Origin of the sequence: Pseudomonas sp. Eqa60, assembly GCF_018326405.1 — a bacterium.
GTDB classification, from domain to species: Bacteria; Pseudomonadota; Gammaproteobacteria; order Pseudomonadales; family Pseudomonadaceae; genus Aquipseudomonas; species Aquipseudomonas protegens.
The window spans coordinates 1,328,170-1,349,298 of record NZ_AP024342.1 but is presented as its reverse complement, the minus strand read 5'-3'; the positions used below and the strand labels follow the sequence as shown (position 1 = coordinate 1,349,298).

The 21,129-nt window shown below is 64.9% G+C and carries 15 protein-coding genes; 7 read left to right on the top strand and 8 right to left on the bottom strand.

Annotation, left to right across the window (positions count from 1 at the left end; genetic code table 11):
- Positions 1-155: 155 nt before the first annotated feature.
- The gene (locus tag KI242_RS05945) at positions 156-881 is read right to left on the bottom strand and encodes a tellurite resistance TerB family protein (protein ID WP_077933405.1); all 726 of its coding nucleotides are present in this window, start codon (positions 879-881) and stop codon (positions 156-158) included.
- A gap of 272 nt (positions 882-1,153) precedes the next feature.
- Here KI242_RS05945 and KI242_RS05940 point away from each other — a divergent pair, with 272 nt between their 5' ends.
- From KI242_RS05940 to KI242_RS05925, 4 genes are all read left to right on the top strand, one after another.
- Positions 1,154-1,564 (top strand): hypothetical protein, encoded by a 411-nt coding sequence (locus KI242_RS05940; RefSeq protein ID WP_053156518.1) that lies wholly within the window; start codon positions 1,154-1,156, stop codon positions 1,562-1,564.
- The gene (locus tag KI242_RS05935) at positions 1,554-1,997 is read left to right on the top strand and encodes a hypothetical protein (RefSeq protein ID WP_053149225.1); all 444 of its coding nucleotides are present in this window, start codon (positions 1,554-1,556) and stop codon (positions 1,995-1,997) included. The genes KI242_RS05940 and KI242_RS05935 overlap by 11 nt, the downstream gene beginning before the upstream one ends.
- A 50-nt stretch (positions 1,998-2,047) precedes the next feature.
- The gene (locus KI242_RS05930; protein WP_227454104.1) at positions 2,048-3,070 is read left to right on the top strand and encodes a hypothetical protein; all 1,023 of its coding nucleotides are present in this window, start codon (positions 2,048-2,050) and stop codon (positions 3,068-3,070) included.
- A gap of 147 nt (positions 3,071-3,217) precedes the next feature.
- Positions 3,218-4,411, top strand: coding sequence for a DUF418 domain-containing protein (locus tag KI242_RS05925; RefSeq protein WP_053149219.1), 1,194 nt, complete (start codon positions 3,218-3,220; stop codon positions 4,409-4,411).
- On the opposite strand, the gene KI242_RS05920 is transcribed toward KI242_RS05925, so the two are convergent.
- A complete protein-coding gene (locus tag KI242_RS05920) occupies positions 4,408-4,941 on the bottom strand; it encodes a GNAT family N-acetyltransferase (protein ID WP_041116160.1) in 534 nt (177 codons plus the stop codon). The genes KI242_RS05925 and KI242_RS05920 overlap by 4 nt on opposite strands.
- 200 nt (positions 4,942-5,141) lie before the next feature.
- On the opposite strand from KI242_RS05920, the gene KI242_RS05915 reads away from it, so the two are divergent.
- On the top strand, positions 5,142-6,761 hold the full coding sequence (locus KI242_RS05915) for a glucan biosynthesis protein D (protein WP_053149216.1): 1,620 nt from the start codon (positions 5,142-5,144) through the stop codon (positions 6,759-6,761).
- Positions 6,762-6,920: 159 nt separating this feature from the next.
- On the opposite strand, the gene KI242_RS05910 is transcribed toward KI242_RS05915, so the two are convergent.
- The 4 genes from KI242_RS05910 to KI242_RS05895 form a co-directional block, all read right to left on the bottom strand.
- The gene (locus tag KI242_RS05910; RefSeq protein ID WP_011059469.1) at positions 6,921-8,027 is read right to left on the bottom strand and encodes an NADH:flavin oxidoreductase/NADH oxidase; all 1,107 of its coding nucleotides are present in this window, start codon (positions 8,025-8,027) and stop codon (positions 6,921-6,923) included.
- Positions 8,028-8,270: 243 nt separating this feature from the next.
- Positions 8,271-8,654 carry a hypothetical protein gene (locus KI242_RS05905; protein ID WP_053156515.1) on the bottom strand — a complete coding sequence of 128 codons (384 nt, stop codon included), beginning with the start codon at positions 8,652-8,654 and terminating at the stop codon, positions 8,271-8,273.
- Between the two features lie 354 nt (positions 8,655-9,008).
- On the bottom strand, positions 9,009-10,718 hold the full coding sequence (gene recJ / locus KI242_RS05900; protein WP_053156512.1) for a single-stranded-DNA-specific exonuclease RecJ: 1,710 nt from the start codon (positions 10,716-10,718) through the stop codon (positions 9,009-9,011).
- 57 nt (positions 10,719-10,775) lie between these two features.
- Positions 10,776-11,318 (bottom strand): YaeQ family protein, encoded by a 543-nt coding sequence (locus KI242_RS05895; RefSeq protein WP_041116152.1) that lies wholly within the window; start codon positions 11,316-11,318, stop codon positions 10,776-10,778.
- Between the two features lie 218 nt (positions 11,319-11,536).
- Here KI242_RS05895 and KI242_RS05890 point away from each other — a divergent pair, with 218 nt between their 5' ends.
- Together KI242_RS05890 and KI242_RS05885 are read left to right on the top strand one after the other, a co-directional pair.
- Positions 11,537-13,273 carry a hypothetical protein gene (locus KI242_RS05890; RefSeq protein WP_053156510.1) on the top strand — a complete coding sequence of 579 codons (1,737 nt, stop codon included), beginning with the start codon at positions 11,537-11,539 and terminating at the stop codon, positions 13,271-13,273.
- A 70-nt stretch (positions 13,274-13,343) separates the two neighbouring features.
- Complete coding sequence (locus KI242_RS05885; RefSeq protein ID WP_053149208.1) at positions 13,344-15,062, top strand: hypothetical protein; 1,719 nt, start codon at positions 13,344-13,346, stop codon at positions 15,060-15,062.
- A gap of 29 nt (positions 15,063-15,091) precedes the next feature.
- Here the strand turns inward: KI242_RS05885 and KI242_RS05880 are convergent, their stop codons facing one another.
- Both KI242_RS05880 and KI242_RS05875 read right to left on the bottom strand, forming a co-directional pair.
- On the bottom strand, positions 15,092-15,781 hold the full coding sequence (locus KI242_RS05880; RefSeq protein WP_011059464.1) for a phospholipase D-like domain-containing protein: 690 nt from the start codon (positions 15,779-15,781) through the stop codon (positions 15,092-15,094).
- 36 nt (positions 15,782-15,817) lie between these two features.
- The gene (locus KI242_RS05875; protein ID WP_169892732.1) at positions 15,818-20,965 is read right to left on the bottom strand and encodes a DNA repair ATPase; all 5,148 of its coding nucleotides are present in this window, start codon (positions 20,963-20,965) and stop codon (positions 15,818-15,820) included.
- Positions 20,966-21,129: the final 164 nt, after the last annotated feature.

Below are 21,129 nucleotides of genomic sequence, written 5' to 3'. Positions count from 1 at the left end.
TGGGTGGTTTAGCACCACGGTTGGCACTTTCGATAAATTTGTGCACCCGCTCTGGATGGCGGCTCAGCGGCGGTTTTATCACCCCAGCCAAGGCAGTTCGGCAAATCCACCCGGCAGAACCGCCATCCCTGGCCAGCGGCACTCCCAACGCTGCTTCAGAGGTTGTTCTGGCGCACCTGGTTCTCCAGTTCGGCCTTGAGCCCCGGCGCCAGTTGCAACTGGCGCGCCAGCTCGTCCAGGTAGGCTTTTTCCATGAAGTGTTCTTCATCCACCAGCATCACGCTGGCCAGGTACATTTCCGCGGCCATTTCCGGCGTGCTCGCGGCCTGGGCGACATCCGCCGGGTCCAGGGGCTTGTTCAGTTCACTGTGCAGCCACTGCTGCAATTGCGGGTCGTTGTCCAGCTTGCGGAACTCGCCCTCGATCAGCGCCCGCTCGCGCTCGTCCACATGGCCATCGGCCTTGGCCGCCGCCACCAGCGCCTTGAGGATCGCCTGGCTGTGCAACTCCACTTGCTGCGCCGGCAGGCGGTCCAGGGTCTGGGGTTCGTTGCGCGGGGCGGCGCCCTGCTGCGCCTGCCAGTTGCCGTAGGCTTTGTAGGCCAGCACGCCGAGGGCCGCGAGACCGCCGTAGGTCAGGGCCTTGCCGCCGTACTTGCGGGCCTTCTTGTTGCCCAGCAGCAGGCCCATGGCCCCGGCTGCCAAGGCACCGCCACCGGCGCCGGAAAGCAGCCCACCGAGGCCGCCGGACTGGCCACCGAGCAAGCCGCCGAGGCCGCCCTGCGAGCCCTTGCCGTGCTCCGCCGGCGCTGCGCCTGCCTTGTTCTGCAGCATTTCCTGGCCGGACCTGAGTAATTGATCGAGCAATCCACGGGTGTTCATCTGCTGCCTCCGGAAAATAGGTGTCATGTCGACACATAAGGCTGTAAGCCTAGAGAGAAGTGCCCGGGTCGATGCGGCGATAGTGCTTCTGAATGTTGCTTTGCCCGGCCTGGAACACCGGCGTCGCCCCACTGGATTGGCGCCCCGAGTTCCGGCACTATCCGCCTCCTGAAAAGCACCGGCGCCACTGCCCGGGCTCACCCCATACCTTCCGGCAGCAAGGATGCGCCCATGCCCCATGACAACCCCGCCACCGCCTGCGAGTGCCGCCCATGAGCCTGGACGCTGCCAGCCGTTATCAGGTGACGCGAATCCTCACCGGCCTGGTGCCCCATTGCCTGCCACCGCTGCTGTTCTACTACGCCCATGTCTGGGGCATACCGGTGTACCGCAGCCACTTCGGCGCTCTCGCCAAGGGCTTCGGTCTGGGGATGATGGTGGAACTGCTGCTGCAACTGCTGATCGTCGTCAGCTTCCTGCAGGTCTTGGTGCCCCAGCTCAAGGTCAAGCTGGTCCTGATTGGCACCCTGGCGCTGTTCACCGCCTGGGCAATGTTTCCCGACCATCCGATACGCGGCTACGTCTACTGCTTCCTGATGACCGTGCCGCCATTGCTGGCGATCTGGCTGGCGCAGGGTCTGTGCCGGCTGTGCCTGCCCAGGGAGCAGTTGCATGCCCAGTAGAAACACCCCAATTGCGCGCTTCTGGCTGGCGCTTGTACTGCTGATCATTGGCCGCCCCTGCCTGGCCATGAGCCTGGAGCAGCAGTTCGCCGGGCTTGCCGACTGCTCCATGGAAAACGTCTACCTGGACGCCAGCGACCACCAGCCCCGGGGCGCGTACTTCAGCGAACGCCAACTGCAGCCCTGCGAGCTGGACGAAGCCGCCCGCTATTGCGTCGACGACCAGTACCACGGCCTGGCAGTCAGCGCGGTGATGATTCCCTATCGCGGGCCGTTCTCGGTCCACGCCCTGTATCTCAAGGACAGTGTCGACAGCGTGCGCCAGCACCTGGGAACCGCCTTCTTCGGTGATGGCCGGGAACGCCCGCTGCTCACCGAAGACCGCCATACTCCCGGCAGCTCGGTGCTGTATTGCGACCCGCAAAGCCAATGAGCCTGCTTGCCCACATGCCTGTTCTGTATCGCCCCCGGATGACCCTGCCGATGCCCACCCCCCGTCGCTGTTTGCATCTGATCGCCCTGAGCCTGATGCTCGGGGCCGCCGCCCAGGCCGCCGCCGCACCTGCCTGCCCGTCCAGCGACCTGAAGGTCTTTGCCCAGGCCTTTGCCAGCAGCCCGGAACTGCAGCAGGCATTCACTGCCGTGCCACTGGTCGAGCAACGGCCGATCACTGACGAGCGCGGCCGGGAAGTCACCGCGCGCTACAAGCTCACGGGCGACACCCACCACCTGCTGACCCGGCTCGCCCCCAAGGCCCAGGCCGAAGCTGGCCTGCAGACCTTCTGGGAGGGCAATACCCTGGTGGTCAACGATCCCCTGGGCGATGTGGTGCAAGCCTTCGTCTTTGAACAGGGTGCCTGCTGGCAACTGGTGCGCGTCGAGCAATGGTCCATGGACGAATTGCTCACACACAACGCCCCCGCAGGCGAAAGCGCCCTGCAGCGACAGATGCGCAAGGCTGACCTGTTCCTGGGCTACGGCGGACGCGAGCAGTACCCGCTGACCGCGTACTTCTTCGAGCTCGGGCAACGCATCCTGCTCGATGCCGCCCGCCACGGCTCACCCAAGGCCGCGGTGCAGGCGGTCAGCCTCGGCTACTCGGGCATGGCCCCGGCGCTCAAGCCGGGGGAGCCGGAAGAACTGCTGCTGCCCTACGCCAAGACCGATGCCGAGGCGGCGCTGATGCTGTCCATGTACTACTGCGACCCAGTCGGCGATGGCTCGATCACCCAATGCCAGCAGCCGCGCAAGTCCGAAGAGCTGGTGCTGCGCACCGCCAGGGAACTGGATTCAGGCAGCGCCTTCTACTACCTGGGCAGTGGCTATGCCGATGGCCAGTGGGGCGTCACCGACAGACCCAGGGCCCTGGCCTGTCACCAGGAAGCACTCAAGCGCGGTGACCTGCATAGCCTCTGGCCGCTGACCTGGTGGAGCAAAAAGAATGAGATGCCGGCCGGCGGCGCCCAGTGCCTGGAACCTTCAGCGCCCGCCCAGGCGGGAAGCTGAGCCCGCATCTTGACGCTTTTTAACAAAATCCCCATAGCTGCGCCCCGGCCTGATCGGGTTAATTGAGCCTCTGGCTCGATCAACCCCGGAGGTCCGTTCCATGCGCTGTATCCCGCTTTCACCACCGCTGTTGCCGGTAACCCGCAGATGACGGCCTCCGGAGCGACGCAAGCAGCGCGCCTGGAGCAGGTGGACGCCCTGCGCGGTTTCGCCCTGCTGGGCATCCTGGCGGTGAATATCTGGTCCTTCGCCGATCCGTACTACGCCTCGTCGGTGAGCAACCCGGGCTACGCCAGTAGCCTTGACCACCTGGTTCGCTGGCTGGTGTCGGTGTTCTTCGAGACCAAGTTCTACCTGCTGTTCTCGTTCCTGTTCGGCTATAGCTTCACCTTGCAGATGACCTCCGCCGAACGCTCGGGGGAGCGCTTCGTACCGCGCATGTTGCGCCGGCAACTGGCCTTGCTGGTGATCGGCCTGATCCACGGCGCCCTGCTGTTCTATGGCGAAATTCTCTCGCTGTACGCCGTGCTGGGGCTGGTCCTGCTGATGCTGCGCGGCTTGTCGGTCCGCTGGGCGGCGGCCCTGGCCGCACTGTTGATCAGCGGCACGGCGGCGCTGTTCCTGCTGTTCGGCATCACCCTGCTGGAGGCCGGCCTCTACACCGGCGCCGCCGATGGCGGGCCGGTACTCAAGGACCTGGCCCTGAGCGGCAGCGCCCTGCAAACCCTGGCCTACAACGCCTCGCACCTGCTGGAAACCGCCTCCGCGCTGTGGCTGCTGCAGGGCCCCTGCACCCTGGCAATGTTCCTGCTGGGCTATGTGGCGGGGCGCAACAAGCTGCTGGTGGCGCCCTACGCCTTCGAACCGCACCTGGCACGGCTGCTGAGGATCAGCCTGCCGCTGGGCCTGGGTGGCGCCCTGCTCTACGGCTACTGGGCGGCCTATGCGCCCGGCGGCGGCCTGGAAGTGCTCGGCTACGGCATCAGCCAACTGACCGCACCACTGCTCTCGGCCAGCTACGCCATGCTGCTGCTCAAGGCCTTCGGCTCGGCCCCGGGCCAACGCCTGTGCCGACGGCTGGCGCCACTGGGGCGCATGTCCTTGAGCAACTACCTGCTGCAATCGCTGATTCTGGGGCTGCTGTTCACCGGCTACGGGCTGGGGCTGGTCAACCAGTTGCCGCCGCTGTGGATTGTGCTGCTGGTGGTTGCCATCTACCTGCTGCAGATGCAGCTCAGCACCCTGTGGTTGCGCAGCCACCAGTACGGCCCCTGCGAGTGGCTGCTGCGGGCCGTGACCATCGCGGCCTGGCCAAGCTGGCGCAAGCGCCTGGCGGCCTAGGCCAGGCGCAGGTACAGGTGGATGTCCTCGGGCTCGATGCGCAGCAGTTCCGGGTCGGGCGTGGCCAGCAGTTCGCAGCCCAGGCTCCTGTAGAAATCCACCGTATGCCGCGACGGCGTGGCCGACACATACAAGCCCTGCCCCCCCAGGACCAGGGCCTGCTCCCGGGCCAGCGCAAACAACTGCCGGCCCAGGCCAAGGCCGCGATAGGCCTGGCTCACATGGAGGAACTTCAACTGCCGCAGATCAAGCCCGGCACAGGCGATCGGCAGGCAATCCACCACCACCGCGGCCACCAGCGCCGGGCCGTCGAACACCCCGTACAGCCAACCGCCACGCCGGTAACACTGCTGCAAGATCAGCGCATCATGCTCGGCCTCGCCCTCCGGCCAGCCCTGCACCACTTCATGCTGGGCGTAGCAGCTCAATTGCCCGTTGCACAGGCGGTAGAACTCATCGATGACCTCGGCGCGGTCGATCCATTTGAGCAAGGGGATATCGTCTTCGCCGAGCAAGCGCGGGTGCAGCATGGGAGCAGTTCCTGAAGGGGATCGGGCGGTTACCAATGGACACAAGCTAATCATTTTTCTGCCCCTGGCGAACCGTTTATTCTATCCGGCGTCTGTTTATAGTCCGTTGCGTTTGGCCGATGGCATGACCGAACCACCCCTCGCGATCCCCCCACGCAGCCAGGAACGGCTTGGGATCTTTCTCTGATCAAGGTTCAACCATGCACCGCAGGAATCTCCTCAAAGCCTCCATGGCCCTGGCGGCCTATACCGGCCTCTCGGCCAGCGGCCTGCTGGCCGCCCGCGCCTGGGCCGGCGCCGCTGATGGCCTGGCCCAGGCGTTCGATTTCGAGCAGCTCAAGGCCCAGGCCAAGCAACTTGCCGCCAGCCAGTACGTGGACACCAAGCAGGTGTTGCCGCCCACCCTGGCGAAGATGACCCCGCAGAACTTCAACGCCATCCAGTACGACAGCAAGCACTCGCTGTGGAACGAGTTGAACGGGCAGTTGGACGTGCAGTTCTTCCACGTCGGCATGGGCTTCAAGCAGCCGGTGCGCATGCACAGTGTCGACCCCAAGACCCGCCAGGCGCGGGAGGTGCACTTCCGCCCGCCACTGTTCAACTACCAGAACACCAGCGTCGACACCGCCCAGCTCAAGGGCGACCTGGGCTTTGCCGGGTTCAAGCTGTTCAAGGCCCCGGAACTGGACAAGCACGACGTGGTGTCCTTCCTTGGTGCCAGCTACTTCCGCGCAGTGGACGCCACCGGCCAGTACGGCCTCTCGGCCCGTGGCCTGGCCATCGACACCTACGCCAAGCGCCGCGAGGAGTTCCCCGACTTCACCCAGTTCTGGTTCGAGACCCCGGACAAGGACAGCACCCGCTTCGTGGTCTACGCCCTGCTGGACTCGCCGAGCGCTACCGGTGCCTACCGTTTCGACATCGACTGCCAGGCCGAACGCGTGGTGATGGACGTCGACGCCCACATCAATGCCCGCACCGCCATCGAGCAACTGGGCATTGCACCGATGACCAGCATGTTCAGCTGCGGCACCCATGAGCGGCGCATGTGCGACACCATCCACCCACAGATCCACGACTCCGACCGCCTGGCCATGTGGCGCGGCAACGGCGAGTGGATCTGCCGCCCGCTGAACAACCCGGCGAACCTGCAATTCAACGCTTTCGCCGACAAGGACCCGAAAGGCTTCGGCCTGGTGCAGACCGACCACGAGTTCGCCAGCTACCAGGACACCGTGGACTGGTACAGCCGCCGCCCGAGCCTGTGGGTCGAGCCCACCACTGCCTGGGGCGAAGGCAGCATCGACCTGCTGGAAATCCCCACCACCGGCGAAACCCTGGACAACATCGTGGCCTTCTGGACCCCGAAAAAACCGGTGGCCGCCGGGGACTCGCTGAACTACGGCTACAAACTCTACTGGAGCGCCCTGCCGCCCGTGGGCACGCCCCTGGCGCGAGTACACGCCACCCGCTCCGGCATGGGCGGTTTCGTCGAAGGCTGGGCCCCGGGCGAGCATTACCCGGAAGTCTGGGCGCGGCGCTTTGCCGTGGACTTCACCGGCGGCGGCCTGGATCGCCTGCCAGCGGGCACTGGCATCGAGCCGGTGGTCACCGCGTCTAACGGCGAGGTCAAGGACTTCAACGTACTGGTGCTGGACGAGATCAAGGGCTACCGCATCACCTTCGACTGGTTCCCCACCAACGACAGCGTCGAACCGGTGGAACTGCGGCTGTTCATCCGCACCAACGACCGAACCCTGAGCGAGACCTGGCTGTACCAGTACTTCCCGCCGGCGCCGGACAAACGCAAATACCCGTGACCCGCTGCCAGCCCCGGCCCGCCCTACGGGCCTCTTCGCCGGCAAGCCGGCTCCTACAGATCGCACCGCCTGCGTAGGAGCTGGCTTGCCAGCGAAGGCAGCCTGAAGCCAGGCACAAAAAACGGCCCGCACGGGCCGTTTTTTTACATCGGCAAAAGCCTAATCGCGCAAATCCGACTCATGAATCGGCTGGTCCCTGTGGGTCGCCCGCTGGTACTGGGCCGGCCAGATCGCCTTGCGCCCACCCAGGTCGTCATCGGCATGCAGCGGCCAGTAAGGGTCCCTCAGCAGCTCCCGGGCCAGGAAGATGATGTCCGCCTGACAGGTACGCAAAATATGCTCCGCCTGGGCCGGTTCGGTGATCATCCCCACGGTCCCGGTGGCAATCCCCGACTCCTTGCGCACTCGCTCGGCAAAGCGCGTCTGGTAGCCCGGCCCGGTGGGAATCTCGGCATTGGCCGCGGTGCCGCCGGACGACACATCGATCAAATCCACCCCCAGGTCCTTGAGGCGCCGCGCCAGCTCCACGGTCTCGTCCGGGTTCCAGCCGTCTTCCACCCAATCGGTGGCCGACACCCGCACGAACAGCGGCAGCTCCTCGGGCCACACCGCGCGTACCGCTTCGGTCACCTGCAGCACCAGGCGAATGCGGTTCTCGAACGAACCGCCGTATTGGTCCTGCCGCTGGTTGCTCAGGGGCGAGAGGAACTGATGCAGCAGGTAGCCATGGGCAGCATGCACTTCCACCACCTTGAAACCGGCCTCCAGCGCGCGTTTGGCGGCCGCGACGAAGGCCTGGATGACTTCGCCGATCTGCCCTTCATCGAGCTGGGTCGGCGGTGTGTGCTGCGGATCGAAGGCAATCCGCGAGGGCCCCACCGGCACCCAGCCGCCGTCCTCGGGCTTGACGCTGCCGGACTTGCCCAGCCAGGGCCGATGAGTACTGGCCTTACGCCCGGCATGAGCCAGCTGGATACCCGCCACCGCGCCCTGGGCGGTGATGAAACGGGTGATGCGCTGCAAGGGTTCGATCTGCGCGTCGTTCCACAGGCCCAGGTCCTGGGCGGTGATCCGGCCTTCGGCGGTAACCGCCGTGGCCTCGGTGAAGATCAACCCGGCGCCGCCGACGGCGCGGCTGCCCAGGTGCACCAGGTGCCAGTCGTTGGCCAACCCGTCCACCGACGAGTACTGGCACATGGGCGACACGGCGATGCGGTTGAGAAGGGTCAGTTGACGCAGGGTATAGGGTTCAAGCAGCAGACTCATGGGGCACCTCTCGGTCAATGGTCAGGCTCCAGGGTTCTGTTTGAACGGTCGACGAGTGACTGCGAAGTGAAGCGCCCGCCCCCGCGGGTAGAAGAATGACAAAAGGTCACAAGGCCAATCAGACAGTGCTTAGAGACTAGTCGACAACACTGCCGCCAGCAGGGTTCCTGATGCGTGCCGGGCAAAAAACTGTTGCCCTGGCCGCTGCCAGCGGCAGCGGCAGCGGCAGCGGCCAGGGCATTATCAGCCAAGCGGGGCTCGGCGATTGCCATCGAGCAGGGCATCCACCACGCAGCGGGCCATTTCCACCGAATGCACCAGGGACCAGATCAGGCCGCGCTCCACGCCACTGGCCTGCTCGGTGATCTCGTCGGACACCTCCTCGGCGGCCTTGAGCAGCATGGACACATGAATCAACGCTTCTTCGGCACTGATACCGGGGCGCACAGTGAAGGGGTTATCGGGGCCCGCAGAACCAGCGGCGGTGGGTTGCAGCGTCGCGATCAGCGAGCCCTCTACGCCGATATTGGCCAGGGCATGGCGAACCCTTTCATTGGCCAGATCGTGGGCAGGATTACGACGGGAAGAAGGAGGGGAAACAGGCGGATCGGGGACGATCTTTTTCATGGTGTAGCTCCTCGACGATGAAGCCTCCACACCTAACGCTGCTAGACGTTTAAAAAGGGTGGCGGCTGTACGCGGGCTAGCAGACCGGGTCGAGGAACCGGTGCGCCCGAAAGCGCCCCCACGCACAGCCGCCATAACAGCACACTGCAAATCTGAACTGCAGTGCTGATGGCATCGCTTGCGTTCGACCCGGGCTGCTATTCCCGATCACTGATAGGCAGTGATGAACCGAGACTAGTCAGCTGAGTAGATCGCCACAAGCGCCCGGGAGTGTCTCGGAAACCCCTTACAAAAGAAAGAGACATACCGCCATCCCGCTTTCCAAAAGTCTGGCGAAACCAGCCACAGCGTCCCTTAACGCGGTTCGATATGGGCAATCATCAACTGCACGGTTTCCTGGCCACGGAACTCGTTGAGGTCGAGCTTGTAGGCCAGTTCCACCCAGCGGATGGTGGGGTTGGGCCAGACTTCGCGGTCGATGCCGAAGGCGATGCCGTCCAGTTTCAGCGAGCCGCACTCGCTGCGCAGCACCACTTTCAGGTGGCGTTCGCCAACGATGCGCTGCTCCACCAGTTCGAACACGCCATGGAACATCGGCTCGGGGAAGTGCTGGCCCCAGGGCCCGGCATGGCGCAGGGCGCGGGCCAGTTCCAGGTGGAATTCTTCCACGGCCAGGCTGCCATCCGACAGCAGGCGCCCGGTGAGGTCTTCTTCGCGCAGCTGGCGCCGCACTTCTTCGTCGAAGGCCTCGGCGAAGGCCGGGAAGTTCTGCTCCGGCAACGACAGGCCGGCGGCCATGGCGTGGCCGCCGAACTTGCTGATCAGTTGCGGATGGCGCGCGGCCACGGCGTCCAGGGCGTCACGGATATGGAAGCCCGGCACCGAACGCGCCGAGCCCTTGAGCATACCGTCGCCGGCATCGGCAAAGGCGATGGTCGGGCGGTGGTAACGCTCTTTCAGGCGCGAGGCGAGAATCCCGATCACCCCCTGGTGCCAGTCGGCGTCGAACAGGCACAGGCCGAACGGCATCGACTCCACCGGCAATTCCTTGAGCTGGGCCAAGGCTTCGCGCTGCATGCCCTGCTCGATGGATTTGCGGTCCTGGTTCAGTTCGTCCAGCTGGGCGGCCATGGCCCGAGCGGCGGAAACGTCGTCGCTGAGCAGGCACTCGATACCCAGGCTCATGTCGTCCAGGCGCCCGGCGGCGTTGAGCCGCGGGCCAAGGATAAAACCCAGGTCGGTGGAGGTGATGCGCGAGTGATCGCGCTTGGCCACTTCGAGAATCGCCTTGAGCCCCGGCCGCGCGCGACCGGCACGAATCCGCTCCAGGCCCTGGTGCACCAGGATGCGATTGTTGGCGTCCAGGGGCACCACGTCCGCCACGCTGCCCAGGGCCACCAGATCCAGCAGCTCGCCAATGTTCGGCTGCGGCCGGGTTTCATAGCGACCCAGGCTGCGCAGGCGTGCGCGCAGGGCCATCAGCACATAGAAGATCACCCCGACCCCGGCCAGGGCCTTGCTGGGAAACTCGCAGCCCGGCTGGTTGGGGTTGACGATGGCGTCCGCCGCCGGCAGTTCATGGCCGGGCAAGTGGTGGTCGGTGACCAATACCTGCAAGCCTGCTGCCTTGGCCGCCGCCACGCCTTCGACGCTGGAGATGCCGTTGTCCACGGTAATCAAAAGCTGCGGCTCGCGCTGCAGGGCCACGGCAACGATTTCCGGGGTCAGGCCGTAGCCGTATTCGAAACGGTTGGGCACCAGATAATCGACATGGGCCGCGCCCAGCAGGCGCAGGCCCAGCAAGCCCACGGTGCTGGCGGTGGCGCCGTCGGCGTCGAAGTCGCCGACGATGAGGATGCGCTGGCGCTGGTCCAGGGCGGTCACCAGTAGGTCCACCGCGGCGTCGATGCCCTTGAGCTGCTGATACGGGATCAGCCGCGCCAGGCTCTTGTCCAGCTCCTCCACCGACTGCACGCCACGGGCGGCATAAAGGCGGGTCAGCAGTGGCGGCAGATCGCCGAGAAAGGGCAGGACGGCGGGCAACTCACGGGGTTCGATACGCATGGGCTAACAGCAACTTCTCTGGGGGGACGGTGGATCGTTCAGGTGCGGAGCGGGCGATCAGCCGCGCTCGCCCAGCAGCCATTCCAGCTGCACTTCGTGCTGGCCGCGATCATCGGTGACGAAGATCGTGCCTTCGCTGATCATCACGTCCCACTTGATGACCCGCGGCATGTCCTTGGCCAGGGTCTCGAGGACGTCCTGGGGCACGCCGGCGATGTTGAGGTTCTTCAGGTTCTTCACCGCGTCCAGCACCCGGGTCTGCCAGACCCGCAGGCTGCCGTAGGCCAGCAGGCTGGTGCGCTCGGTGCGGCGCGAGCACCAGGTCAGGCGATCGGCGTCCGGCTGGCCGACTTCGATCCAGTGCAGGACGCGGTCATCCAGGCTCTTTTCCCACAGGGCGGGTTCATCCACGTCCGACAGACCCCGACCGAACGACAGGTGCTCGTTGTACCAGAAGGCGTAGGCCAGCAGCCGCACGGTCATGCGCTCTTCGGTTTCCGAAGGGTGACGGGCGATGGTCTGCTTGACGCTTTCGTAGACCCCGCGGTCGAGGTCGGTCAGGTTCAGTTCGAATTTGTAGGTGGTGGACGGCTGGGCCATGTGCGGGCTTCTTGAATGTGCGAAAAGGCGGCAAGTCTAACCCGAAACCCGCCGCCCTGCCCGACCGCTGACCGGCCACTCGGACCCTGGACGACATCCGCTGAAATGCATTGCCTGGGTAAAGTCGGTTGCCAGCCCGTAACCATGGCTTTATAACCCCGCGCAAACCGGCTGGCGCGCACCGCGCCAGAGCCGCTGTGCAATAGAAAAGGACGTCCATGACCCTCTTTGTCACCCTGCTCGTCATCGTGCTGCTGTTCATCGCACTGATCCTGTACTTGCGCCAGAAATCCGCCGACCAGCAGCAGTACCTGGAACAGACCGGCAACCTCACCGCCCAGATCAATCAGACCCTGCTGATGAGCAAGGCCGAGCCGCAGCTGGCCCTAGAACTGGCGCTGCAACTGCCGGAGGGCGAAGCGCAGCAGTTGGCCCTGCAACTGGTGGCCAGCGAGCTCTATGTAGCTGGGCACAAGGCCCAGGCCACGGCGATCTACCAGCAACTGTCGCCTCACGCTCGGGAATACGTGCTCAATACCCTGATTGAAACGCTGCTCGACAGCCAGGATACCCAGGCCTGCCTGGAGCTCCTGGAGCACTGGGGCGAATCCCTGCCCAGTTGGCCGCTGCTGCAGGTGCCAATCCTCCAGGCCCGCGGTGAACAGGCGCGCGCCCTGGCGCTGATCGGCGAGCTCGGCGACCCGAAAAACCCTGCGGCCCATGAACGCCAGAGCATCGGCAATTTGCTGATGCTGTCGCGCCTGCAATTTCAGGCGGGCATGCAAGACGCCGCGCTGATCAGCCTCGAACAGGCCTGGGCGAGCTTCCAGCAACCCGGGCAGGAGCGCTATCACACTGTGCTGCGCAGCCTGTTCGACGCGTTCGCCACCCAGGGGCATGCCGAGCGGATTCTGGCCCACTCGGCCGAACTGCCGGCCGAGGAACAGGTGCAGGCGCTGATCGCCCTGTTCGATGCCGGCAATCTGGAGCTGGCCTTCAGCTTGCTGGCCGACAACGGCACCCTCTACTCCTCGACCTACAGCGACCTGATGGACTCGGCCCTGAAACGCCAGCCCATCGAAACCGCCCTGCGCCTGCTGGACCTGAGCCCCGAGATGCACCAGCACAGCCTGCTGCTGCAACTGCTCAACCATCTGGCGGCCCAGGGTCAGACCGCCGAAGCCGAGGCCCTGCTGCTGCAGCGAGCCAGCCACGAGTCGCAGCGTCCGGGGCTGATGCTCGAACTCTGCAATGAGTTGCACCAGGCGCAGCCGCAATGGACCACGGCCTTGCTGGCCCAGGCCCTGCAACTGATCGACGGCCACAAGCATGACCATGAGTTCTACAACAGCTTGCGCATGCAGGCCCTGCAAACCCAGCTACTGATGCAAAGCCACCTGCCAGCTCATCGCCGGGACAGCTGGCTGGTGCGCAGCAGCATCGAGGAAATGCACCGCCTGCGCCAGCAGATGCCCGGTGACGAGCAATTGCTGCACCTGTGCGACCAGGCCAAGCTGCTGCACGCCCTGGACCAGACCACCCAAGCCAGGACCCTGCTGGAACAGGCGGTGCAACTGCTGGATGGCGAGCCGCTGCCGGATGTGGATGAGATGGACGCGCGCTTCTACCTGGAAGACATCGCCAGCGCCTACCTGAGCATCGACGAGGCGCAACAGGCCCAGGCCCTGCAGGACCGGCTCAACGCCGAGGATTCGGGCAGTCGCATCCTGGAAGAGGAACTGCTGCTCAACCATATCCAGCATCAGCGTTACGCCCAGGCCATCGAGGGCCTGAACCTGGGCATCCTGCTCAGTGACAAGAAGCCCCTGTCGCTGCTGTACCAGGCCCTGGAAGACCTGCAGCAGCGTGCCCCCGAACGTGCCGGCGAGCTGAAACAGCAACTGATGGCGCGCATCGCCAACGGCCAGATCTGGCTCAGTTCCCAGACCAACTGACGCCCCCCCGGTTGCGCGCCCTTGGCGGGGCGCGTCACCGGCCAACAGCCGCACCCGAGGAAGATTCATCATGGAAGTACTTGTCATCCTGCTGCTGATTACCGGCGTGATAACGCTGCTGGTGGTCTATGCCAACAAGCGCAGCGCCGGCAATGACCTGGGCATCACCCTAGACGAGGCGGCGCAGATCAATCGCGCGGCGCACCTGAGCGCCATCGAACCGCAAGTGGGCCTGCAACTGGCCCAACGCCTGACGGGTAAAGCCCGGCAACTGGGGCTGTTCCAGATGCCCGCAGCGCTGTACCGGCAGGGGCACCCGGAACAGGCCCTGGAAGTACTGGCCGAGCTGGATGAAACCTACCAGCCCATGGCACTGAACCAGTTGCTCGAAACCCTGCTCGACAACGACGGCCCGCAGGCTGTGCTGGGCTTGCTGGAGCGCCTGCATCAACCCCTGCCGTCAGCGCCCTTGCTGCGCATCCCGCTGCTGCTGGCCAAGGGTGAACACGAGCAGGCCCGCGCCTTGCTGGTGACCTTCGGCGTCAACCAGCTGAGCCCGGACTCCCCCGGCGAGCACCGGCAGTTGGCTGCCCTGCAACGCAGCTTGGGCCTGGCCGACGAGGCTGCCATCAGCATCGGCCTGGCCTGGCAACTGCTGCTCAAACAGCCGGTCAACGAACTGGACCCACACGAGATAGAGCAGACCCTGCGCGAGTACCGTGCCCAGGGGCAAGATGCGCAGTTCCCGGCCATGGCTGCGCAATTGCCCGGATCGGCTCGGATCATCGTCGTGACCCTGCTCATGGAAACCGGGGAATTCGAGGCCGGGTTCGAACTGCTGGCGCAGGCCCTCGAGCCCGAGGACTACTTCGGCTACCCGCCGCTGCTCAAGCTGATACTGGACGCCAACCGCCCGGATCTGGCTCCACAGCTGATCGCCCAGATGCCGGAAAGCTACGCCAGCGATCTACTGCTGAGCCTGTTGAACTGGCATGTCGGGCGCAACGAAATGGCCAAGGCCGAGGCGGCCCTGCAGGCCTGCGCCGTTTCGCCCTCGCAGCGTATCTGGTGCCTGGTCTGCCTGTGGGGCAGCTACGTCGAGGAACACTCGCAATGGTGCGCCCATCTGCTGGAGCAAGCCTTGCTGACCCTGGAAACCCTGCGTGGCGATGAGCAATGGCCATGGTTGCGCCTGCTGATCCTGGAAACCCAACTGCGGGTGCAGGCCGACCTGCCGCGCCTGCGCCGCGACAGCTGGCTGATCCGCAACAATCTGGAGGAAATGGCGCGCCTCAACACCCAGCTCGAATACGCCGATCGACCGATGAAACTGGCCTTGCAGGCCAAGCTGCTGCACGACCTGGAGCAGACCCGGCAAGCCGGTGAACTGCTGGACCAGGCGGTGCAAGCCCTCGACGACAGTCAGAATGCGCCTCTGGATCCAGCGGAAAAAAACTTCTTCCTGGAACAGCTGGCGCTGAGCTACGTCTACATCGACGACCAGGCAAAGGCTGTCGAACTGAAAGCTCGCCTGGAGCAGCAGGCGGCCTACACCCACCAGTTGAGCCAGGCCATGGTGCTCAAGCACATCCACGAGCAACGCTTCGACGAGGCGATTGCCGGGCTGGAACCGGGCAACCTGTTTATCGGCGAAAACCCGGTGCAACAGTTGCACCTGGCCCTGGAAACCCTGCGCCAGAGCGCCCCGGAAAAAGCCCAAGGGCTGTGCCAGAAGTTGATCGACCACCTGGCCGCCGAGAGCGCCTGGGGCCAGCCGAACGCCGCCTGAGGCCGCGTCAAGGCCCGCCGCTGCACGCCTTAACGCGGCGCGTAGCGGCTCCAGAGTTCGTTGAACTCCTTGAGGTAACTGGCCACCAGTTGCGGATGGTCGATCACCAGCAGGTTTTCCTCATTGCCGGTGGTGGCGCTGCGGGTCCAGTTGAAGCTGCCGTTGAGCAGGGTCCGGCCATCGAACACGGCGAACTTGTGGTGCATGTGGAACGGCGTGTCGTCGATCCGCACCGGCACCCCGGCCTCGCGCAGCGCGGCGATATCGCTGCCGACATCGAACTGCTTTTCACTGTCGCTGATCACCCGTACGGCCACGCCGCGCTGGTGGCAGGCGCGAATTTCGTCGCTCAGTTGATCGTCGGAAATGGTGAACACACAGATATCCACCGAGATTCGGGCCTGGCGGCACAGGTCGCGGATCTTGCGCCGGCAGTCTTCGCCGGGGCTGAAGTGGGCGCTGGCCATGTCCCGCACCGGGGCGCTGTTGGCGTCCAGGGTCTTGATCACTTGTTCCAGCCACTTCAACGCCGGCAGCACATTGACGCTGTCCGCCAGCGCCAGCTCGCGTACCAGGTCAAAGGCACGGTTACGCATGTAGCGCACCTGGTCCTGGCCCAGTTCGCTGCCCAGCTGGCGCAGCTCGTCCCGCTCTTCGTTGCTCAGTTTCAGGTCCAGCACGCTGTCGCGCAGTTGCTGGTCCAGGTGGGCAAAATCCATGTCGTGATCCTTGGCTGTTCGCCGGCAAGCCGGCTCCTACGGTTGGGAGTCCTTGAGGGTCGGAACCTCGCCGTTACTGAGCATCTGGCTCAGTTCGTCGAGGCGCGTGGCAATGTCGCCAATGCGCTGGTGGCTGTGCAGGTCGACATCGATCTTCTTGTGCATGACCTTGAGCAGCGGCAGGAAACTCTGCTCCAGGTGCTCGGAGAGGTTCTCCAGCACTTCACGCATGCCTTGCTGCGGCGCGGGCCGGGCCAGGCCGCGCACGCCTTCCACCAGATCGTTGAGCTGGGCCACGACGCGGGTACCGACATCGCTGTCGCTGCCGCCCATGGAACGGTTGCGCACGAAGTCGCGCTTGATCTGGGTCCAGCGTTCGCTCTGCTCCGGGGTCTGGTTACCGCGCAGCTCGGCGAGCTTGAGCAGGTTTTCCTCGGCGCCGGTGGTCAGCAACTGGGATTCGCCCTGGTAGTGGTCGGCCAGCAGTTGCAGAAGCTCGGCGTCGTTCATCACCGCCGAGATCTTCTCCGCCATCTTGTTCATGTTGCGGTAGCTGCCCTGCAGCTTGAACGGCGGCTCGCTGCGGTACTGGTCGGCCTGGGCGGCGCTGGCGATGTACTGCTGGTTGACCCGCAGCACCACGTCGCGCACCTGCATCAGGCGTTGCAGGGTGGTGGTGATCTCGTTGATCTCGGCGCCGCTGTAGCTGTGGCTCAGCTCGTTGCTGGAGAAGGCCTTGCCCTCGGCCTTGGCGACGAAGCGGTAGACGTCCGCCATGTCGCGGGTGGCCAGTGGCGCCAGCACCGGGTTGGAGGTCAGGCCGTTTTCGATGTAGCTCAGGGCGAAGGCGTCCTGCATGCCCCCCAGGGTGTCACCGAGGTTATAGATGTCGGCCCGGTTGGCCAGCATGTCGGGGATCTTGAACACTTCGCCGGACTCGGTATACGGGTTGCCCGACATCACCACGCAGAACTTCTTGCCGCGCATGTCGTAGGTCTTGGTGCGGCCTTTCCACACGCCTTCGATGCGCCGGGTGCCGTCGCACAGCGAGATGAACTTCTGCAGGAATTCCGGGTGGGTGTGCTGGATGTCGTCGACATAGAGCATCACGTTGTTGCCCATCTCCAGGGCCAGGTTGAGCTTCTCCAGCTCCTGGCGCGAAGTGGCGTCCGGCGCCTGGGCCGGGTCCAGGGAACGGACCTGGTGCCCCAGGGCCGGGCCGTTGATCTTCATGAAGATCAGGCCCAGGCGGTGCGCCACGTACTCCATCAGGGTGGTCTTGCCGTAGCCCGGTGGCGAAATCAGCATCAACAGGCCCATCAGGTCGGTGCGCTTGTTCTCGCCCACGGTGCCCATCTGCTTGGCCAGGTTGTCGCCGATAAAGCCCAGGTACACATCGTTGATCAGCTTGTTGCGCACGAACGAGCTCAGCGGCCGCGGCTTGAATTCGCTCAGGCGCAGGGCCGAGCGTTCGCGGCTGATGATGCCCTGGCGCAGGCTCTGGTAACGCTGCAGGCCAGGCAGGAATTGTTCGCGGTGAGCCCGCAGGCGAGCGAAGAAGCCGTCCACGGTGAGGGACAGGCTGCGCTCCTGGATGCGCGGGTGCTCGCCCATCAGGTTGTCGACCTTGAACCGCAGATCGACTTCGGTGATGCGCTTGGCAAAGTCTTCCCGCAGCAGCGACAGGGCCACCGCCTCGGGCACGTAGTCGGCCCACTCGGCGAACTCGCCCTCGGCGCACAGGGCCGAGAGCCAGTTCTCGGTCAATGCCCACTGTGCAGCAGGCCGTTCCACCAGCCGCGCCAAGGCCTGCTGGTAGTCGTCCCACATCCGCGCGCCCTGCAGACGCAGGGTCAGGGCTTCCTGCAGCTGCTTGGCGTATTTGCTGAAGGTGAATTCGATGCGTTCTGCGGCCAGTTCCTGAACCAGGTACTCGGCAGCCTCCGGCAACAGCTCCGCGGCCAAGGTGAAGGCGTGCTGCTGATGCCAGTCACCCAGCGCCACGAGGATTTCCTCCTGCAATTGCAGCAAGCCTTCACGACGCCCGAACAGTTGCTGGATATGCCGGCTGGTACGGGCACGTTCCACCCATTGCCGAGGTTGCGGCTGTTCCTGCTGGCGATCCCAGAAGAGGGTAGCAAAGGCACGGGCAGCCGCGCCGAAACGCAACAGGCCGGCGCTGTCGCGCAGGGGCAGCAGTTGCAGGAGGATCGCTGCGGCGTCGTGGTCGTGGATGCCCTTCTCGTAGCCTTCCTTGTAGCGCGGCGCGGCAAAGTCGCGGATCACCCGCGCCAGTTCTTCAGGGTGCGCCAGCAAGGGTTTCAGGCTTTCCAGGCTCAGGCCTTCCTCGCCCCGATCGGCGGCGTCCAGCACTTGCCCGGCGAGGTATTCGGCGCGGTACAACTGGGCCGATTCCGACTCCAGGGCTACCTGCCAGAAGTCCCGCAGGGCCTCCAGCTCGGGGTCGCGCAGGGGTTCGAGGAAATCCGTGCCGGTGAGGTGCAGGTGCAGCTCATCGCCCCGGGGCATCAGGGTCAGGTCCAGCTCCTGGGTGTTGACGCTGAAGCGGTGGCGCGGCCCCAGCTTGATGACGTTGCCGCCCTCTTCGAACAGCTCGGTCTTGTCGCGCAGGGCACGCACGGCCTGGTCCCGGGCGCCCTTGAGGCGCGACTCGACATCGTCGGCCTTGACGCTGTCCTTGAGCTCGCGCAAGCGCTCGGCCAGCTCCCGCAGCTTGAGGATCAGCGGGTCGGCGGCGAAGAACGCATTGAGCTCTTCGGCCTGGGTGAACTTGGCGGTGCGCCGACCGAGGCTGTCGAGAATCCGCCGCGCGGCATCCAGCAGGCCCTGGGCCTTGCGCTGGCGCTCGTCGAGCAGCGATTGCTTGTGGGCCTCGAAGGTTTCCAGCAACTCCTCGCGCTTGCCGAGGATGTCGCCGAGGAACTGTTCGTGATCGCCAAAGCGACTCTCCAGCTCCTCAAGCTGTACCAGCAAGCGCGACAGTTGCTCATCGCAACGCTCGGGGTCCTGGGCCTGGGCCAGGGCGTTGGTGATGCCCTGGCTGAAGAGTTTGAACTGGGCGCCGAACTGGGCCACGGTCTCGGTCGAACCCAGGGCCTTGCGCCGTTGTTCGGCGCGGGCCTTGGCCTGGTTCAGGCGGGCGTAGATCTGCGAGATGGATTCGATGATCCGGGTGCGCTGGGTGGCGTCGTCGATCTGCAACGAAGCCATCAGGCTCGACAGCATGTCCAGGTCCCCGGCCATGGCTTGCAGGGCGCCCAGGGGCTCGCTGAGCTGGGCCACGGTTTCGGCTTTCTGCGCCTGGGCGTCCAGGGTTTCGAGCTGGGTGACGAAGGGTTGCAGGGCCTGCTCGCTGGCAAGGAAGGTCGCGGTGCCGGCGGCAGTGCGTTCCTGGGCCTTGAGCAGCTCGGCTTCCATGGCGTCGATGCGCGCCACGTCGATGTAGCGGTAGTCGCGAATGGTCAGCAGCAGGCCGCGCTGGGTGGTGATGCCGTTCAGCGCATCGACGAAGCTCTGGACCTGGTCCCAGCTGTCCACCAGCAGGCTGTCCAGCAGGGCTTTCTGCTTGGCCTCCGCGGCCACCATGGCCTGGTCCGACTGGCGGCGGATGCTTTCGACCTTCTCGTATTCGTCCAGCACCAACTCCGACGTGGACGCCACTTCCCGCAGCAGCGGGGCCAGGCCGTCCAGCTCGTCGCTGCCCAGCCAGTGGTAAACATCGAACAGCCGACGGGTGTTCTGGCACAGCAGCGAGTAGCGCTGCACCGACACCGCCGGGGTGTCGATCTCGCGGCACAGGTCGTAGAGGTCGGAAACGCTGCGCACCAGTTCGGCGTTGCCGATGCGCCCGAGGAAACCGCTGCGGGTCGGCTGCCGCGCGGCGTACTCCTCGGTGAAGAACGGTGTCTGCCAGACCTGCATCGGGTGGACCCGGGTCGGCTCGTCGCCCTCGGCGGCGAAGATCACCATGCGCCCGTCTTCCAGCCGCGCGTAGCCGTGGCCGAACAGCGGGTTCTGCAACTGGCGGTTGATCATGTTGTAGGTCAGCAGCACCGAGCGGCCCTGCTCCGGGTGGTAGAAGATGTACTGCACATCTTCACCGTTGGGCGAGCGCACCGAGCGCTTGTAGCGCATGCCCTCCATGGACTGCTCGAAAGTCTTGTACTCGCCGCTTTGCAGGTAGTAGCCGCCGGGGAAGATGATCCCGTGGTCCTCCGGCAACTGCACACAGGCCAGGCCGATGGCGTCGATGCGCTCCACCTGGCGGGTCAGGCTGTTGAACACCAGGTAGCGCCACTGCTCTTCACGGTACGGCAAGACCTTGAGCAGGATCAGGCTGCCCAGGCGGGCGAATTCGATCTGCGAGTCGTCCAGGGACTGGGTCTTGTCCAGCACCTCTTCGCGATAGATGCCCAGGCCCGATTCGGTGTTGTTCTCGACCTTGATGGTCAGGTCGCCGCCGATGGTTTCGACGAACACCGTGTCGAGGATGTTCAGGTGCGGGAAGCGGCCTTCGACCACCATCTCGCGGGTGGCCTTCTTCCATTCGAAATCGAAGGGCGCCGGCAGGGCGATATCCCGCTCGCCACGGTTGTCGATGTAACGGACATCACGTCCGTCCACCGAGATCGACCAGCGGAACACCCGCACATCGGTGACGCGCTCGCCGATCTGGAAACTCGCCAGCAGCTTGCCGTCACGGATCGCCAGTTGCAGCAGCCGGGTGTTCTTGTAATAGGTATAGAGCTCGTTGAAATCGTTGAGGAAGCCCTGGGCCGCCAAAAAGCTGCCTTCCAGGGGCACGGGCTCGGCCTCGTAGCCTTCGCCCTCTTCCACCAGCCGGTAAAGGGAAAACACGTCGGCGACGCTGGTTTCCTTCTTCAGGCCGATAAACACGTTGTAGCCGAACAACAGGCAGTCGCCGACCTGGACGATGTCCCGGGCGATGCAGTTGTTCTCGGTACGGATGCGCACCCGCCCGACCACTTCCATGCGGCTGTTGCCGAACTCGTCGAGACGCCGCTGGTTGAGGTCGTCAGTGGTGGCCCGCAGGCGCTGGCCCTGGTCCAGCAGGCGCTTGTGCAGCACCTCATAGGCGCCGCCTTCGGCGACGGCCTTGTCCAATACGTCCTGCGGGGGAGTTGCGACTTGAGCGTCCGACATCGTGGCCTTCCTGGATCTACGGCGGTATGCAAAAAAGCGAGCTCCTCAAACCTGGAGCCCAGCACCTGAAACCAGCCAGCTGAAACCCGCCGCCTGCCACCTGCCCTGCAGCCGTCGATAAAAACGACGGCTACAGGATCAGGCGAGGGCTGGCGAATCAGCTG

What these genes read in the sequence shown, in the direction of transcription:
- KI242_RS05905 (WP_053156515.1), bottom strand. Translation starts at nt 8,654, where the DNA reads ATGAAAAAGATCGTCCCCGATCCGCCTGTTTCCCCTCCTTCTTCCCGT.
- recJ (WP_053156512.1), bottom strand. Translation starts at nt 10,718, where the DNA reads ATGCGTATCGAACCCCGTGAGTTGCCCGCCGTCCTGCCCTTTCTCGGC.
- KI242_RS05890 (WP_053156510.1), top strand. Translation starts at nt 11,537, where the DNA reads ATGACCCTCTTTGTCACCCTGCTCGTCATCGTGCTGCTGTTCATCGCA.
- KI242_RS05920 (WP_041116160.1), bottom strand. Translation starts at nt 4,941, where the DNA reads ATGCTGCACCCGCGCTTGCTCGGCGAAGACGATATCCCCTTGCTCAAA.
- KI242_RS05885 (WP_053149208.1), top strand. Translation starts at nt 13,344, where the DNA reads ATGGAAGTACTTGTCATCCTGCTGCTGATTACCGGCGTGATAACGCTG.
- KI242_RS05945 (WP_077933405.1), bottom strand. Translation starts at nt 881, where the DNA reads ATGAACACCCGTGGATTGCTCGATCAATTACTCAGGTCCGGCCAGGAA.
- KI242_RS05880 (WP_011059464.1), bottom strand. Translation starts at nt 15,781, where the DNA reads ATGGATTTTGCCCACCTGGACCAGCAACTGCGCGACAGCGTGCTGGAC.
- KI242_RS05930 (WP_227454104.1), top strand. Translation starts at nt 2,048, where the DNA reads ATGCCCACCCCCCGTCGCTGTTTGCATCTGATCGCCCTGAGCCTGATG.
- KI242_RS05910 (WP_011059469.1), bottom strand. Translation starts at nt 8,027, where the DNA reads ATGAGTCTGCTGCTTGAACCCTATACCCTGCGTCAACTGACCCTTCTC.
- KI242_RS05940 (WP_053156518.1), top strand. Translation starts at nt 1,154, where the DNA reads ATGAGCCTGGACGCTGCCAGCCGTTATCAGGTGACGCGAATCCTCACC.
- KI242_RS05935 (WP_053149225.1), top strand. Translation starts at nt 1,554, where the DNA reads ATGCCCAGTAGAAACACCCCAATTGCGCGCTTCTGGCTGGCGCTTGTA.
- KI242_RS05895 (WP_041116152.1), bottom strand. Translation starts at nt 11,318, where the DNA reads ATGGCCCAGCCGTCCACCACCTACAAATTCGAACTGAACCTGACCGAC.
- KI242_RS05925 (WP_053149219.1), top strand. Translation starts at nt 3,218, where the DNA reads ATGACGGCCTCCGGAGCGACGCAAGCAGCGCGCCTGGAGCAGGTGGAC.
- KI242_RS05915 (WP_053149216.1), top strand. Translation starts at nt 5,142, where the DNA reads ATGCACCGCAGGAATCTCCTCAAAGCCTCCATGGCCCTGGCGGCCTAT.
- KI242_RS05875 (WP_169892732.1), bottom strand. Translation starts at nt 20,965, where the DNA reads ATGTCGGACGCTCAAGTCGCAACTCCCCCGCAGGACGTATTGGACAAG.